The 18,536-nt window shown below is 54.6% G+C and carries 6 protein-coding genes; all 6 read left to right on the top strand.

Features of this window, described 5'->3' with window-relative positions; translation table 11 throughout:
- Positions 1-452 precede the first annotated feature (452 nt).
- Positions 453-1,862, top strand: coding sequence for an EmmdR/YeeO family multidrug/toxin efflux MATE transporter (locus NR195_RS06795; RefSeq protein ID WP_010247740.1), 1,410 nt, complete (start codon positions 453-455; stop codon positions 1,860-1,862).
- A gap of 196 nt (positions 1,863-2,058) precedes the next feature.
- Complete coding sequence (locus NR195_RS06790) at positions 2,059-3,171, top strand: beta-propeller fold lactonase family protein (protein WP_191922938.1); 1,113 nt, start codon at positions 2,059-2,061, stop codon at positions 3,169-3,171.
- A 147-nt stretch (positions 3,172-3,318) separates the two neighbouring features.
- Positions 3,319-3,474 carry a hypothetical protein gene (locus tag NR195_RS06785; RefSeq protein WP_010670871.1) on the top strand — a complete coding sequence of 52 codons (156 nt, stop codon included), beginning with the start codon at positions 3,319-3,321 and terminating at the stop codon, positions 3,472-3,474.
- Positions 3,475-3,886: 412 nt separating this feature from the next.
- Positions 3,887-5,554: a ShlB/FhaC/HecB family hemolysin secretion/activation protein gene (locus NR195_RS06780; RefSeq protein WP_256844322.1), complete on the top strand. Its 1,668-nt coding sequence runs from the start codon at positions 3,887-3,889 to the stop codon at positions 5,552-5,554.
- Positions 5,555-5,569: 15 nt separating this feature from the next.
- On the top strand, positions 5,570-18,166 hold the full coding sequence (locus NR195_RS06775) for a hemagglutinin repeat-containing protein (RefSeq protein ID WP_256844321.1): 12,597 nt from the start codon (positions 5,570-5,572) through the stop codon (positions 18,164-18,166).
- Positions 18,166-18,501, top strand: coding sequence for a hypothetical protein (locus tag NR195_RS06770; RefSeq protein WP_256844320.1), 336 nt, complete (start codon positions 18,166-18,168; stop codon positions 18,499-18,501). The genes NR195_RS06775 and NR195_RS06770 overlap by 1 nt, the downstream gene beginning before the upstream one ends.
- The last annotated feature ends 35 nt before the right edge of the window (positions 18,502-18,536 follow it).

The raw sequence follows: 18,536 nt of genomic DNA, 5'->3' as shown, positions 1-18,536 counted from the left end.
ATTTTTTTCCGCAATTTGCCCCAAGCTTAGCGGGTTTGTTGCGGAGATTGGTGAAGAATCTGTGATCGCCGTTTTTTTGCGCCAGCGAAGCGGGAATTCTGAGCAGTGCTGTTTTAAGTGAGGATTCGCTGCACTGAAATCCAGTAAGAAAATCTTTATTATCAGAAGCGGTGATTCGCCTCTTTTTAATACGTTACTGATGAGGAGAGGGTGGAAAAACCGCCAGCAGCAAAGCATGGCCAACCGATCATAACGTCAGGGAAATAATCAGGTTTGCTACAGCGGGCGGGGCAGTGAGGCAGATTGTGCCGTGGCGGCATTAAAAAGTTTGTAACCATGATTAATTTGCACCGGAAAGACTTTGCATATTTCCCTGCCCACTATCATCATTAGAACTCCTGTCCAGTCTCTTCTGATTTGGTAATCCTTTGCAAAATCCCGGCGTAGCAGTGATGCAGGCGATCAAGCGCACGGCGTGGTACCCGAAACGCCGCTCGTATCGCACGCTCTACTGGCGTGAGATATCGCCATTAGCAGTGCCTATCTTTTTCGAGAACGCCTGTGTGCTATTGATGGGCGTACTGAGCACCTTCCTGGTCAGCTGGCTGGGTAAAGAGGCGATGGCGGGCGTCGGCCTGGCCGACAGCTTCAACATGGTGATCATCTCGTTCTTTGCTGCCATCGATCTTGGTACCACGGTGGTGGTGGCGTTCAGTCTGGCAAAACGCAACGGCAAGCGCGCCCGCGCCGCCACGCGTCAGTCGCTGGCCATGATGACGATACTCGCCTTTGTGCTGGTGATCGCCATTGAGTTCTGGGGCCATCTGATCGTCGATGCGATTGCCGGTGCCGCCGATCCAAAAGTCAAAGCGCTGGCGCTGAGCTATCTGCAGACTTCCGCCTGGAGCTATCCGGCCGCCGCCATCACCCTGATTGGCAGCGGGGCGCTGCGCGGTGCAGGTAATACCAAAATTCCGATGCTGATTAACGGCGGCATGAACATCCTCAACATCATCATCAGTAGCGTGCTGATTTATGGCTGCTTCTCGTGGGACGGTTTAGGGTTTATCGGTGCCGGGCTCGGACTGACCATCACCCGCTATATCGGGGCGATCGCGGTGATTTACGTGCTGATGATCGGCTTTAACGCCTCACTGAAAATTACGCTGTCGAGCTATTTTCGGCGCTGGAACAGCAGCATTCTGATGGAAGTTTTAGGAATAGGCGTGCCTGCCAGTATCGAGTCGGTGCTGTTCAACGGCGGCAAACTACTGACACAGGTGTTTGTTGCCGGAATGGGCACCAGTGAGATTGCGGGTAACTTTATCGCGTTCTCGGTTGCGTCGCTGATTAACCTGCCGGGCAATGCGCTGGGTTCTGCATCCACCATTATTACCGGCACCCGTCTGGGTAGAAATCAGGTGTTTCAGGCAGAGCGTCAGGTGCGGCATGTCTTCTGGCTGGCGACGTTGTGTCTGAGCGCGATAGCGCTGCTGACGGTGCCACTGGCCGGGTTGCTGGCGCGGTTCTATACCAGCGATCCGGAGGTCATTGATGTGACGAAGCATCTGCTCTGGCTCAACGCGCTGTTTATGCCACTGTGGGCCGCATCCTGGGTGCTGCCCGCCGGCCTCAAGGGCGCACGCGACGCGCGTTACACCATGTATGTTTCGATGTTCAGCATGTGGTGCGCCCGCGTGGTGGTCGGTTACGTGCTCGGCATTATGCTGGGGATGGGCGTCACCGGCGTCTGGCTGGGGATGTTCCTCGACTGGACGGTGCGTGGCATCTTCTTCTGGTGGCGACTTAACAGCGGCAAGTGGCTCAACCGCTATCGAAAAATGATCGCGAAAACCGGTTAGCGCGTTGTTAACGCCTTTCCCCCGCCGTGGGGAAAGGCGTCATACCTCTTTCAGCACCATTAAAAATAACATCTCCGTCACATCTCCAGACTTTCGAACCGAATTTCAGACAGTTGCACAAAGCCAGTCTTCTCAGACAGGGTTAGCGTAATGCCTGCTGCGCAATGATGCAGACACTACTTATCAAGGTGACCCTATGATCCGTCTGAAAACGGCGCTGGCACTCCTGCCGCTGCTGTGTAGCGCCCCGTTATGGGCGACAACCTTTGTCTATGTCTCCAATGCCGAATCCGGCACCGTTTCCCGCTATCAGCTCAGCGAGGCGAATGGCAGCCTGCAATGGCGTGGCGATACGCCTGCCGGTAAAAAGATTATGCCGCTGGCGGCCAGCCCGGATGGTAAACGGCTCTATGGTGCGCTGCGCAGTCCGCCTTACTCGATCATCAGCTGGCGCGTCTCGGGTTCGCACGGTGATTTGCAGAAACTGGCGGTGACACCGGTTGCAGCCAGCTTTCCGTGGATCACCACCGACAGAAGTGGGCGCTATCTGCTGGCTGCCTCCTATGACAGCGATATCGTCACCAGCAACCGGATTGATGACAAAGGCATTGTGACACCACAGGTGACAGGCGAGGTGAAAACCGGGCCGCATGCCCACTCGGTGATTACCGACGTCAGCAATCATTCCCTCTACGTCGGCAACCTTGGCGCGGATCGCGTGCTGCAATATGCCTTTGCCGATAACGGCGCGATAACGCCGCTGGGAACCGGTTTTGTTCAGGGCGAGAAGAACAGCGGTGCACGGCATTCGGTGATATCGCCCGACAATCGCTTCCTCTATAACCTCGCGGAGATGAGCGGCACCATTACGCAGTTCCGTCGCGCGGCGGATGGATCGCTGACGGAGCTGAAAACCTGGCCGAATGCGGTGGCGAAGAAATATAACCTGCAGCATGGCGAGCAGCGCCCGGCGGGCTACAGTGATCCCACGCCGCGCATCTGGGCAGCAGACATCAAAATAACCCCGGACGGACAATTTATCTATGTCACCGAGCGTACCTCCAGTACCGTCAGCGGCTACCGGGTTGATAAGCAGTCGGGTGAGTTAACACTCATCGGCAGCTGGCCGGTTGAAAAACAGCCGCGCAGTATTGCGATTGATGCGCAGGGTAAATGGCTGATCGTCAGCGGGGAGAAGAGCGCGGTGATTGGCAGCTACGCTATCGATCCCGCCAGCGGCGAACTCAAACGGGTTGCTGAAGCCCCGGCTGGTAAAGGCGCGAACTGGGTGACGCTGATAACGCAGTAACCGTTTTGAGCCGCTGGCGTATGGCAATGGCTAAACAGATGGGGGCTGCTTATGCCATTTCCGGCATAAGCAGCGCAGAAATTTTTGGTTCTGATCGGGCGTGTAAGCGGGTTTACTCAGGGCATCAACTGATGCGGAGAGCCTGAGATGAAACAGAAACTGATAGCCTGGTTTGAACAGCTGCTGAGCGGCCCGGTGGCGAGTGAACGTGTGCATGATATTAACGTGGAACTGCTGCTGCCGCTGAGCCAGCTGTATGGACTGGAATATTATCCGGCAGTGCATCGCTACCATGAAAAATAACGGTTGTTGTGTGTTGTCTGGTTAAAGGCCCGCTACGTTGCGGGCCTTTTTGCATCTGTATTGCGCTGGTCATTTCAGCCAGCAGGCTTCACCACGAAAAACAGCAACATCATTATTTTTTATTCCACTTAATATCCCAGCGACGTTATATGAATGAGTAATCCGGCGCGGATCTGTATTCATCAGTGCACGCCGTTACATCCATTCCCTTAACACTCGTAAATGACCTCCGCACATAGAAAGTGGCTAAGTCATTACAAATTTGGCTTAGAAAACGTTTTATCACCGCTAATTTTACTTTTTGTAAAACCACATCATTATTTTAAGTCAATAAGGAACTTCCGATTGTTAAGGTGGTAATCTGCACGTCTGTGCTTACACAAAACTTACAATAAGCGTTGTTAATCCTTCGATGAAAATGCCTGAAACAGGGAAGTGGCTGGTTTTCGGAGCCAGTTTGTTTATCAGCAATGTCATGGCTGCACCGGTCACGCCGGGTGATCTTGACGTTATTCAAAACCAGCAGCAGCAGCGGTTGCAGCAGGATCAGCAGCAGCGTGATGCATTAACACAGGCGCATCAGGTTGAGCTGCAAAAAACTGAATCGGCGCCAGCCAGCGGCCCCTGTTTTGAAATTAACCAGATTTCACTGCAACAGGCGAGCTTAATCACGCCTGATACACAGAAGAGACTTGTCGCTCCCTATATCAATCAGTGCCTGAGTCTGGACCGTATTAATCAGCTGGTACGCGCTATTTCAGAGTGGTATGTCCAGCGTGGATATATCACCAGCCGGGCCTTCCTGACAGAACAGAATCTTTCCCACGGGACATTAAATATCACCGTACTGGAAGGAAAGCTTGAGGCGATTCATTTGCAGGGTGCCAGTGCACGTCAGCTGAACATGGCGTTCCCGACCCGTGCAGGTCGTATTTTAAATTTACGTGACATTGAACAGGGTATGGAGCAGATAAACCGGCTTCGTACTACGCCGGTTCAGATTGAAATCATCCCATCGACTCAGCCGGGCTATTCCATTGTCAACCTGACCAGCACACCCGAGTTTCCTCTGACGCTGGGGCTGAATATGGACAATAGCGGCCAGCGAAGCACCGGCATTGGTCAGCTTTCCGGCTCGCTGGTGGGTAATGACCTGCTGGGTGTTGCCGATCGCTGGTTTGTCAGCGGTGGTCGCAGCAGCGCTTTCAGCGACTGGCGCGATGCGCAAAATTTCCAGGCGGGCGTCAGCGTGCCTTATGGCTATGGGCTGCTGGATTACAGCTATAGCTGGAGCAACTATCACAGCCGCTTTAACGCCAATAGTTTCGACTGGTATAGCAACGGCGACAACATCTCTAACCGCCTCAGCGGCTCGTGGGTGCTGTTCCGCAACGGGCAAATCAAAACTGGCCTTCAGGTTGGGCTGAACCATTACGTCAGCCATAACTGGCTGAATGAGACGCTGCTTCAAAGCAGTAGCCGCAAACTGACCAGTCTGCAGATCGGTTTTAACCATACGCAAAAAATTGCAGGTGGGGTGGCCACTCTGAACCCGATGCTGAGCCGCGGGATGCCGTGGTTCGATGCGGAAAGCGACAAGGGTAAAAGCGACGATTTTCCGAAAGCTGAATTCCGCAAATGGAGCGTCAGCAGCAGCTATCAGCGGCCTGTCACTCAGAAAATGTGGTGGCTCAGCAGTTTTTACGCTCAGTGGTCGCCGGATCGCCTTTATGGCAGCGAACGCCTGACGATTGGTGGCGAGAACTCGGTTCGCGGCTACAAGGAGCAATACCTTTCCGGCGATGTTGGCGGCTATCTGCGTAACGAACTGAATTACTCGCTGTTTACCCTGCCTGCAATCGGCGAGGTCAGCACCACCCTGGCGCTGGACGGCGGGTGGCTCCAGAGCGACAAACAGGATCGCTACGCAGCAGGCACGTTGTGGGGCAGTTCGCTGGGACTTGGCACCCGTAACGCGCATGTCTCCACTCAGCTGTCGCTGGGTATCCCTGTCAGCTACCCCAATTATCTTGCGCCCGATCGCCTCAGCGTTTACGCGCGTGTTGGACTCGTTTTTTAAACAAAGGCCCCGATTATGGATGATCAATTAAAGCTTTCACTGCCGCGTCGTCTGCTGAGCTATCTCATCTGCTCGCTGATCGCGTTTCAGCCACTGCTGCCCGCCTTTTCTGCGGCGATAGCGCCCGTCACACCAGGGACCAACGTCGATGCTGCCGGGAATGGTGTTCCGGTCATTAATATCGCGACGCCGAATGCGGCGGGCCTGTCGCATAACCAGTATCAGAATTACAACGTGGGCCAGGAAGGGCTGATCCTGAACAACGCAACCGGCCGGTTGACGCAGACCCAACTGGGTGGACTTGTCCAGAACAACCCGAACCTCAAAGCAGGGCAGGAAGCCCGGGCCATTATTAATGAGGTGGTGGGTGCCAACCGTTCACAGCTGCAGGGCTATACCGAAGTAGCGGGCAAAGCGGCCAACGTGATGGTCGCTAACCCTTATGGCATTACCTGTAACGGCTGCGGCTTTATCAATACGCCCAACGTCACACTGACTACCGGTAAACCGCAGCTTGATGCGCAGGGCAATCTGCAATCGCTGGAAGTGACGAAAGGCGCAATCAGCATTGAGGGTAAAGGACTGGATGGCAGCCAGGCAGATGCTGTCTCGATCATTGCGCGCGCAACCGAAATCAACGCAGGCATCCATGCCAAAGATCTCAATGTGACGCTGGGCGCAAACCGGGTTGGTGCTGATGGCAGCGTGACCCCCATCGCGGGCGAAGGTGCTGCGCCAGCGGTCGCTGTAGATACCGGCGCGCTGGGCGGCATGTACGCAAACCGCATCCATCTGGTTTCCAGCGAAAACGGCGTTGGCGTCAATCTCGGCAATCTTAATGCCCGTCAGGGCGATATGGTGCTGGATGCGCAGGGTCGCTTAAGCGTCAACAACAGCCTGACCAGCGGCACCCTGACTGCAAAAGGCAGCAGCATCGCCCTGCAGGGCGAACATAAAGCCGGGGGCAACGTCGCGCTGACAGCGCAGCAGGATATCGCCTTAAATGGGGCCTCGCTGGGCAGCGACGCCTCGCTGGATCTCAACAGTCAGGGCAATATCACGCTCAAAGGCAGCAGCGTGAAGGCAGGCCAGAATGTGCGTCTCAGCGGTGCTAACCTGAGTGTTGATAACAGCAGCAGCGGTAGTGCGGTAGACGCGCTGCAGCTCTCTGCCACCTCTCAGCTGGACAATGCCGGTCAGCTCGCCGCCGCAAAAACACTCGATATCCAGGCCGCGCAGATCGCTAACCGTGGTAGCCTGGCCAGTAATGGTGACGTGCAGGTTCGCACTAACACTCTGCAACAGAACGGTAAGCTGCTGGCTCAGGGTAAAAATACTTTGGCTGTGAGCGGACAGCTGACTAACCGCGATGAAATCAGCGGCAGCAGCCTGAACATTCAAAGCGGCACTCTTGATAACAGCGGCAAACTGATCAGTATGGGTGATGCCACGATTACGGCTAATCGTCTGAATCAGGACGGGATCTTCTCCGCACAGGGCAACGCACTGTTCAGTGTTGCCGACACCTTCAGCAACAGCGGCAATCTGGTCAGTCAGCGTCTGCAAATCGATGCCCCGACCCTGAATAACAGTGGCGAGATGGTGAGTCATGGCGATGCTGTGATTAACAGCGATACGCTGCAACAAAACGGCTCCATCACTGCACGCGGTGACGCGCAACTGACCGCTCGTGGCAGGCTGGAAAATCAGGGGGCCATCAGCAGTCAGAACGCACTCATCCTGAACAGTGCACAACTGCGTAACATGGGCTCTTTAACCGCACCCAATCTGACGCTGACCGCCGGGCAAATCAGTAACGGCGGCCTGCTTCAGGGCTCTAACCAGCTCTCTTTAAATTCCGGACAGCTGGATAACCTTGCTGCGGGGACGATCAGCTCCGACAACGACTTTGCGCTCGATTTGCCACAGCTTAATAACAGTGGATTGATCACCAGCGGCAAAACACTGGTTGTCAGCGGCGACCAGCTGAACAACAGCGGGGAAATCAACGCTGCCAGCCTCAGCGCCCGGTACGGGCATCTGGATAATCAGCTGGGTGGCAAACTGCTGGCCAGTGACCCACTCCAGCTGCACGGCGATGTACTGACTAATCAGGGCATCATCGCCGCCGCAACGCTGAATAGCGACGTCAGCCAGGTCAATAACAGCGGAACACTTCAGGGTGACAAGGCAGTATCGTTGCAGGGCAGCGGGTTAACCAACAGCGGCACGCTGCTCAGCGCTGGTCAGCTGAATGTGCAACAGCAGACGCTGGACAACGGCGGACTGATGCAGGGCAAACAGCTGAAACTGAATACTGACCGCTGGCAGAACAGCGGCAATGCCCTCAGTGAAGCCGACGCCGACCTGCAAAGCGACACGCTGGTCAATAGCGGCAAGATTCTGGGACAACAGGGCATCTCGCTGAAAGCGAATCACACTGACAACAGCGGCTGGCTGATTGCCCAGGCGCTGACGCTGCGGGGCGACCTGATTAACAGTGGCCTGATTCAGGGCAATCAGCAGATTACGCTGGAGGGCGACCAGCTGGATAATCAGCAGGGCGGACAGTTGCTGAGTGACGGCATCCTGAACGGCAACATCACTTCACTGAATAACCGCGGCGCAATGCAGGCCGATCAGATGGCGTTAAACGCGAAGGCGTTGCAGAACAGTGGCACTGTTCGCGCCGGAAAGGCACTGACAGCCCAGGTCGGGGGTGTGCTGGATAACAGCGGAAGTCTGATCAGCCAGCAGCAGATGAATTTTCAGGCTGGGGAGATCGATAACAAAGGCACACTGGCGGCAGATAACCTCAGCCTGCATGCGCCAGTGCTCAGTAACGGCGGTCTGCTGCAGGGCAACAGCACCTTAACGCTGGATCATCAGCAACTCCACAACCTCCATGGCGGCCAGTTAATCGCCGGAGGACCGCTGACGCTGACGTTAGATCAACTGGATAACGACGGGCTGCTGCAGGTTAACGGTAAGCTTTCAGTCAACGGCAACCGTCTCAACAACAGCGGACGCCTGCTGAGCGATGACCTCGACCTTCAGATTGCCGATACGCTGAATAACAGCAGCACGGGACAGATCGTGACTGGCCAGCAGGCCGACCTGCAGGCACAAACGCTCAGTAACAGCGGCCAGATTGCGGCACAGCAACTCAGCGCCAGCGGTAATACGCTGGAAAACAGCGGGCTGCTTCAGGGCGACACGCTACTGGATCTCGGATTTGCTCAGACCCTCAACCACAACAATGGGCAACTGCTGAGCGGCGATCGACTGATCGTCAAGGGCGGTAGCGCGATCAATGATGGCAGCTGGCAGGGCCAGCAACTCGACGTCACGCTGGATTCTCTCGACAATCGCGGCAGCATCAATGGCATCAGCGCCTTGCGCGGTAATATCGCCAGCGATCTGATCAACAGCGGCATGCTGGTCAGCCAGGGAGAGAGCGACCTTAATGCCACCACGCTGCGCAACAGCGGCAAAATAATGGCGGACCGCCTGGGGTTGCAGGGCACCAGCCTGAACAACGACGGTCTGTTACAGGGCAACACGGCGCTGACTGCTCAGGCCGATAACATCACGCAATCTGCCGGTGGCAAAACGCTGAGCGGCGGAACACTGACGCTGACCGCGGGTCAGCTCAACACCCAGGGAACGCTGCAGGGCGAACAGGCAACGGTTAACGCTGACAACTGGCTGCATCAGGGATCGCTGCTGGGCAGCAAAGATCTGAACGCCAGCATCAGCAATGAACTGCATAACACCGGCTCGTTGATGAGTCAGAACACCGCACAGGTTACGGCGAACACGCTGAACAACAGCGGCTCACTGCTCAGCGAAGGGGCGATGGGGCTGAACGGTGCCGCGCTGAATAACAGCGGATCGGTGCAGGGCAAAACCCTGACCATTTCACCCGCCAGCGTCATTAATCAGGGCAGCCTGATTGGTCTGCAGGCATTGACGTTTGCCGCTACGCCACAGGTGGCCGGGCGAATGCTGCTCAGAGCGCTGGCCGCGCCATCACGTCAGCTGATCAATAATCAGGGCGGATCGCTGCTGACGCAGGGCACGCTGAACATCAACGGCGGGGACGTTGTGAATAACGGCAGCTGGCAGGGACAGCAGATCCTGCTGAATGCCCGGCAACTGACCAATAATGGCGCGATCCAGAGTGCGGATGCGCTGCAACTGATTCTGGCGGATCGCCTTGATGCGGGCGCTGGCAGTAAGATTTCAGCGAATGGCACTGCGGCACTGCAGGCACTGACGCTGACCAATCAGGGTGAATGGATTGCCAGAAACCTGACGCTACGGGGCGACACGTTAAACAATAACGGCGCCGTGACCGGTGTGGAGGCGCTGACTGTTGGCCTTAACGGTGCACTGACTCAGCAGCAGGATAAAACGCTGCTCAGTGCGGGCAGGCTGACGCTTCAGTCCTCCTCGCTTAATAATGCCGGACGCGTGCAGGGCGGCGACCTGCAGATCACCAGTGGTGTGGTGGATAACAACGGGCGCTTACAGGGTGACAACAGCCTGCTGGTCAATGCCGGTGGACGCATCACCAACGGCGGCAATGGCGCCATGATCACGCAAAACGCCCTGACGCTGACCGGGCCTGAACTGTTCAACTATGGCCTGATTCAGGGCAATGGCAACGGTGTCGCGACAATAACCGGTTTAACGCAAAACGATGGCCGATGGCTCGCGGGTGGCGCGCAGACATTGAATACGCCGCAGCTGAATAACAACGGCTGGTTACAGGCGTCTCAACTCATCCTCAATGCGACCAATGCCAGCAACAACGGTACGCTGCTGGCCGACGGCCAGGGTACGCTGACCGGCAATGGCTTCAGCAACCAGGGCACGGCCCAGGGCGGCAACCTTGAGGTCAATTATCAGCAGGTAAACAACAGCGGCACGCTGCTGGGTAACAACCGGCTGAGCGTAATGGCCGCTCAGGTCAATCAGCAAAGCAGTGGTCGTCTGTTCAGTGGCGGCAGTTTGCTGGTTCACAGCAATGGCTTTGACCAGACCGGTCAGGTGGTGGCGCTGGGTGATGCCACACTGGAGATCGCGAATGGTTTTACCGGTCGCGATGTGCTGGCTGCGGGCGGGCGACTCTCTGTCAGCAGTAATGGCGCGATAGACAACCAGGGCACGATGCAGGGCGGCGCGCTGACGCTGAGTGCAGGCGGCGATCTCACTAATAATGGTCAGCTCACTACCGGTTCGGGTGACAGTACGTTAAGCGGCAACCGCATCGCCATGAACGGGAATGGCAGTCTGCAGGGCGGCGGGAATATCAACTTAGCCAGCCGCAGCGATATTGTCCTGGACGGATTTACCGGTACCCGCGGCAACCTGGTGCTCAGTGCGCCTGGCAGCATCGTTAACAATGCGCTGCTCTATGCGGCCGGCAATCTCTCTCTTTTTGCCAACAGTATTAAAAACCAGCGCGGCGACGTGCTGGCCGGTAACAGCCTGTGGATGCAGCGCGATGCAGCAGGCAATGCTAATGGCGAAGTAATCAATACCTCCGGCACCATTGAGTCGCAGGACGGCGATATTACGATTAATACCGGGCATTTAGTAAACCAGTGGGAATCGATTACCGCAGGTGAAACCACCACCGAAAATGTCACCAATAGTTATGGATCAGTTGCGCCGGGTACGGTTGAACTTCCTCTGAGCCTGTTTGAACGAGGCGAACTGAAATACTACTTTACGGAACACCCGCTTTCACCCGCGCCGCCCTTTATTGCCTGGATCTGGAATATTAAACCTATCCCGGCCAGTCTGGATAAGAACAAAGAAATACTCGTCGCCAGAACGATGTCAAGCACGCGCGTAACGGGGCAGGCCGGAAGAATAACTGCAGGAAAAAATCTGACAGGGCGGGCCAGTACGCTGGACAATCTGGGCAGCTATATCCTTGCGGGACAAAATTTATCGCTCAGCGGCGACATGTTAAATAATAAGTCTTATTTGTCGGGCACGCAGGCCGTATGGAGAATTTTCAAGCCATCGCCCAGCTATAGTAATTATAACTCGGTCAAAAACGGTAATAGCACGATGCTGACCGATAATATCGATGATTTAAAATCCAGTGGCGCAGGTAAATATACTTATAAGGGGCAGGCGGCAGATTTAGAAGATAGGGTAACCTATGTAGCCACCGAGACTTATCGCACCGAGCAGGCCGCGACAATTCGTGGCGTTGTTCAGTCTAACGGCAACCTTAGCATACAGTTCAATAACGTTATCAATGATAGTGAGTCTCAGGACGTTCGCGGTACCATCTCCCCAACGCTATCGCGCCCCGGACTTAATACGCTTGTACAACAATCAGTAAGCGGCGCACGGTCCCCGCTTGCCGCTGTTGCCGTTGCTTCGGTTAACGTGGGGGGGCCTGACTGGCGTGACCAAATCGCCAGCGCCTTGCAGCAGATTAATGGCGCCACCGGCCTGGATGCCGCAAATGTGCCGCAGACGGACCTGAATACCTATTCTGCCGACCCGCTTCGATCTACTGAAATTAAGGAAAGAGGGGCCTTGGGTAAGACGCCTTACGATCTTTTACGACAACAAGTAGGAAAGCCATCACTGACCTCTGTTGATACCAGCGCCTATCCATTGCCGCAGGGAAGCGACGGCTATTTTATTGTCTCAAATGATATAAAAAGCCATTATCTGATTGTTCTTAACCCAAAGTTAAACGGATTAGGCAAACTCGATACAAGCTTATTTAGCGAGCTTAACCAGCTACTGGGAAAACAACCTTCAAAAGCCCCGATAGAAACGTCAGCGGCTTTGACAGATAAAAACACGTTCCTGGGCTCATCATATTTACTGAACAGGCTTAATCTGAAACCAGAATATGACTATCGTCTGTTGGGCGATGCCGCATTCGATACGCGCTACGTCAGCAATACCGTGCTGAGCCAAACGGGAAATCGCTATATCAACAGTCTCGGTTCCGATCTTGAGCAGATGCGCTATCTGATGGATAACGCTGCGGCCGCGCAGCAATCGCTGGGATTACAAAGCGGCGTAACGCTGTCTGCAGAGCAGATTGCCTCATTGGATCACAGTATTCTCTGGTGGGAAGCGGCGACGATTAATGGCGAAACCGTGCTGGTGCCGAAGCTTTATCTGGTTGCGAATGATACCACTATCAATAACGGCAGTGTGATCTCTGGCAAAAACGTCACCGTTGATGCAGGTCAGGTAAGTAATAACGCCAGTACTCTGCTGGCACAGAATGCCATGACGCTTAACAGTCAGAACGGTGTTGATAATCTCAACCACGCCCTCATTAAAGCCGGTGATGATTTAAAAATCAGCGCGCTCGATGATATTAACAATATCGGCTCAGCGATCAGTGGTAAGCGGGTTGAGCTCGAAAGCATCAGTGGTAACATTAATAATATCACTCAGCTCACGCAAAATGATAACAGCTCAACATTCAGCCGTTCATTATTCGATGAACAGGGCGAAAAGGCGAAGATAAATTCACTCGATAATCTGATCTTCAACGCCGGTAAAAATATAATGAATCGTGGCGCATCGATTCAGTCCGGCGGCGATGCCTTACTTAATGCGGCTGGCGATGTGTCGATTGTTGCTAACGTTATCGATACTTCTTTTAATAATGGCTGGCGTAGTTTCATCAGCAGAACCTCCGCCGCTTCCAGGCTAGAATCAGCTGGTGCAATGAATATTAAGGCGGGTCGCGATGTGACCGTCACAGCCAGCACCCTTAGTGCAGGAGGCGATGCCGCACTCGTGGCCGCCAACGATCTCAATCTCAAAGGAGTGAACACCAGCCAGAACGATAATCTGTGGCGGGATGAATCCCATGAAACCGGCATAGATCGTACTGCCATTAGCAGCGGCGGCAATCTGATGTTAACCGCCGGACGCGACCTTACCAGTGACGCAGCGGCGATTGCGGCGGAACAGGATATTACCGTACGGTCAGGACGCGACATCAATCTGCTGGCGGCTGAAACCGGTTCTGGCAATAGCTACAAATCCGGCAAAAAGGTTGAGATCAATGAGTCGGTACGCCAGCAGGGCACTGAAATTGCCAGTGGTGGCAGTACCAGGCTACTGGCGGGCAATGACATCACAAGCCAGGCCGCAACAGTCACAGCCAATAAGGATCTGGCGCTGCAGGCTGGACACGACGTCAATATCACCACTGCGACGGAGAGTGATTATGCCTACCGTGAAGAGACCAAAACCAAGAAAGGTTTCCTGAAAAAGACCACTACACACACCATTCAGGAAAACAGCGACACCCGTGAAAAGGCTTCACAACTGAGCGGCAACACCGTGTCTGTCATTGCCGGAAACGACCTGACCGTTCAGGGCTCGTCTGTGGCTGGTGACAAAGGCGTCGCACTGAGTGCAGGCAATGACCTGAATATTGTTACCGCCACCAATACTCAATCTAACTACCGCCTGAAAGAGAAGAAGAAAAGCGGTCTGATGGGTGGCGGACTCGGTCTCAGTTACGGTAAACAGTCGGCTAAAAGCGAACGTAACGGCGACCAGGTCACGCAGAGCGATGCGCGAAGCCTGGTGGGTGCAGGCAACGGTGTGGTCAGCATGACGGCGGGTAACAACGCGCTGATCAAGGGAAGCGACGTTATTGCGGGCGGCCAGAACGGCGACATCAGCGTGACGGCGAAAAACATCGCCATCGTGGCCGGTCAGGACCAGGTGCGCGAGACTGCGAAGCAGGCGTCGAAAAGCAGCGGGTTTGGTCTGAGTCTGAACTTAACGCCACTGGACACCGTGCGCAATCTGCGTGACATCATGAACAACACCAGTTCGGTGTACGAGCAGATGAAACAGACTGGCAATGAGTTGGGCGCCAGTTCGCTGGATTCCCCGGCGCCGGGACTGACCTATGGCCGTTCAGGCAGTAAAGTCAGCCAGAACAGCGAGAGCATCTATCAGAGCGGCAGCACGCTCAATACCACCGGAAATCTGCTACTGAAGGCCCGCGGCGATTCAGATACCCACACCGGCAACATTCTGGTTGAGGGCAGCAGCCTGAACGCCGGTGCCAGAGCCTCACTGGACGCTACCCGTAATATTGACATCACCGCAGCCTCTGACAGCCAGAAGGCTGCCAGCAGCAGTAGCAGTAAGAGCTGGTCGGCAACAACATCAGCTTCAATTGGTGCGCTGGCACGTAGCGGCGGCGGGTCGCCGAACAATGGTTCGGCAGGGACTAATTACGGCTCGAAAAACAACCAGATGAGCGGTGATAGCAGCATGCTCGCGCAACACACTTCCGCGATAACCGCCGGTAGTGTTGACGTCACCAGCCATAAAGGTGACATCGCAATCAGCGGTTCAACCCTGACCGGCACCTACGGCGTCTCGCTTAACGCGGAGCAGGGTAAGATCAGCGTCGTAGCAGGCGAAGACCGCCAGCAGGCATCGACCTCCGGGTCTGACCACGCTATAGGCGATCTGGGCGGCGATGGTTACAGCGGAACGGTTGGCGTGGGTCATAACAGCTGGAAAAACGCCAGCACGGGCACGCAGCAGAACACCGTACGCAGCGGTATCGTCAGTACGCTGGGTAACGTTTCAATTAATGCAGGCAAAGACGTTAACCTGCAGGGGGCTGACGTTTATGCAGGCAATTCGCTGAGCGTCAACGGTGAGAACATCCACCTCGATCCGTCAAAAGACACGCACGAAGGCAGCAGCAGCAGTAAATCCTCGCAGTATGGCATCACCGCGCAGGTCTCCGGCTACGGCGTGAGCATGGCGCAGGCGGCGGACAAGGTGGCTCAGTCGCACAAACAGAGTGATGATCCGCGCCTGCAGGCCATTTATGCCGCGCAGGCGGCCATGACCGCGCTGTCGGCTTACAACCAGAACACCGCAGCCGTCAAAGTCACCGTGAGCGCCACCGTGGGTAGCAGCCATCAGTCCGTGGAACAGAAAAGCACGCAGCAGAGCGGCAGTGTGCTTAAGGCGGGCGGCGACGTAGCAGTCACGGCTAAGCAGGACATCACAGGCGAAGGCGTAAAAATCAGCGGTGATAACGTCTCGCTGAATGCGGGTCGCGATATCGCCCTGAACAGCGCCGAGGACAGCAGCAGCCAGCAGTCAAGCAGCGGTGGCAGCAAATACGGTGTCGGCGTGGGATTCGGCCTGGGCGGCAGCCAGAACGGCTTATCCCTTGAGCTGGCTGCCAGCCAGAACAGTGCAAACGGAAATGGCAGCAGCATTACTCATCACAACAGCGAAGTGTCCGCAGCGGGCGATCTGACGGTCAAAGCGGGTCAGGACGTCAAGCTGAACGGAGCAAACCTCAACGGCAATCACGTTGACCTCAACGCGGGCCGTAACCTGGAAATTGCCAGCCAGCAGGATCGTGCAAGCTACGACAGCCATCAGAGCTCATCAGGCTTCAGCGCCAGTATCTGCATACCGCCTATCTGTGCGGGCGTACCGGTGCAGGGCAGTGCCAGCATGAGCGGCAGCAAAATTTACAATGATTTTGATTCTGTACAGCAGCAGAGCGGGATCAGCGCGGGTGATGGCGGCTACAACATTTACGTCGGCAACCATACCCAGCTTGATGGCGCGATCATCGCCTCATCTGCAACGCCGGACAAAAATCACCTCAGCACCGGGACGCTGGGCTGGACGGATATTGAAAACCACGCCAATGCGGGCGGCAGCGGCTTCAGCGCAGCTGTCAGCGGCAGCATGGGAAAAAACACCACTCATACATCTGACAGTTCAGGGAACGACACATCAAAATCTGGTCAGTCCCAGCAGTCGGGCGATAACTCGCTGCCCATGGGCACGCTGCAGCAGACGAAAGACCGCGCCAGTTCAACCACCTACAGCGCCATCTCACCGGGAACGATTGAGATCCGCAATCCGGATGCGCAGAAGCAGGATGTGTCCCAAATCAGCCGCGACACCGCCGCGGCGGAGAATGTGCTGAAAGATAAGTTTGATGTGCAAAAAGCAGAAGGCAGTCTTGCCATCCAGCGCGAAATGGCCGTACTCGGACAGCAGGCGATTCAGCAGACCTTTGATGCGTTGAAGAAGCAGGAGAAGGAGCAGGAGAGAAACAAGCTTAAAAACGATGCTGCGTTCAATAAGCTTTCAGAAGCGGATCAGAAAAAAGCACTCGATAAAATCGATCAGAATGTTGAAGAGAAGTACGGCATCGGGTCAGACCTGCAGATTGCGGCACAGGCTATCAGCGGGCTGTTTGCCGGGCTGGCGGGCGGTAACGTCAGCGGCGCGGTGGCGGCAGGTGCAGCTCCATTGCTGGCGCAGATGGTCAAGCAGGTATCGCAGGGTAACGAACCTATGCGCGTGCTGTTGCACACGCTGGCGTCAGGGCTGATTGCTAAAGCGCAGGGTGGCAGCGCCATTGGCGGTGCGGCGGGAGGACTGACTGCAGGAATGCTCAGCTACAACGACGCGCTCAGCCATCTGCTATACGGCAAGGATGCTTCTGAACTGTCAGCCGATGACAAGATGCTGATTGCCAACATTGTAACGCTGGCAGGCGCAACAGCGGGCGGTGCGGTTGATGGCAGCGCTGGGGTAGGTAGTGGGGCATCTGCCGGTAGAACTGAGGTTGAGAATAATGCGCTGAGCGTTGCACAAAACAAATCCCGTGCTGAGGAAATGTCACAATGCCAGGGCAATAAAGCTTGTGAAGGAACAGTCATTGAGAAATACAGGCAATTCTCAGCGGAACAACAAAAGAGCGTTGTGGAGTGTACGGGTGCTAAGGCCTGTGTTGATAAAGCGAATGAAGTCAGCAGATTACAGGCTGATTATGCCAGCCGTACCAGTGAATTGCTGGAAAAAGCCCGTACTACAGGTGGTCTAAGTCCGGCAGATCAGAACGAACTGTCTGTTCTCCAAGTGACAACTGTCCAACTAGAGGCAGACAGAAATGCGGCGATCCATAATGCACTGGTGTCTGGGGATTCACCGGAGGCGAAGCAGCTTGCGATCAACTCGCTGGCTCAGGCGGCTGGAACCAGTGCGGCGGGAATAGTTACAGGAGCAGGAAAAGGAAGTAAACTCCCTGTAAGTGCTGAAAAAAATGTCGTTATCGTGGACTCCGGTAAAAAAGGAGCCTGGAATAAAGCGATTAACAAACCGGAACCTAACACGGTTTATAAGATTGATGGAGATAAGACTTATCATACTGACAGCTTGGCTAGGCCGATTCAGGTTGAAGCAAGTCTTAGCGCTAATACGAAAGACCGGAATGGGTATCAGCAGTGTAAGGCGGGTCGATGTGGTAATCCTGGTGATGAAGGCGGGCATTTAATAGCCAGCATCTTTAATGGTCCTGGTGAAAAACTAAACCTGTTACCAATGGATGGAAACCTTAATAAAGGAACTTGGAGAAGTTTGGAAAATTCTTGGGCCAAGGCCTTAAGTGAAGGTAAAGATGTTAAAGTAAATATTCAACCGTCTTATACTGGGAATAGTGCAAGGCCGGATAAATTCTATGTTGAGTACTCTATAAATGGCGGAAGAATGATATCTGAAACGTTTAAAAATGCACCAGGAGGTAAGTAATGCGATCTGATCAGGAAATTTATAATGATATCGGTTCAGTCTTACTATCTGTTGCGCCTGAAAATGCATCAAAAATCATTATGAGAGCTGATTTATCACCTGAAAATGATCATTGTAGGTGTGAGTTTGATTATATAAGCGTGGATACAGGGGATACTGGTTGGTTCTCGGCTGGAGCACAAGCAAATAGTGATTTATTTGATTTGCTTGTAGAGTTAAGAAATTATTTTGTGGACACTTTTAAGTCACAGGAAAAACCTTTTTGGCATAGCTGTGAAGTAACAGTAAATGTTGAAACCCTCAAGATAAATATTGATTTTAAATACGACCAGTAAAAAGAATATCCCGGCCCTCAAAAGACGGGATTTTT

The sequence above is a fragment of the Pantoea sp. Ft-CA_14 genome (genome assembly GCF_024520875.1).
In the GTDB taxonomy this organism is placed as follows: Bacteria; Pseudomonadota; Gammaproteobacteria; order Enterobacterales; family Enterobacteriaceae; genus Pantoea; species Pantoea agglomerans.
Note: the sequence above shows the minus strand (reverse complement) of the source record. Positions and strands in the feature narration are given on the sequence as shown.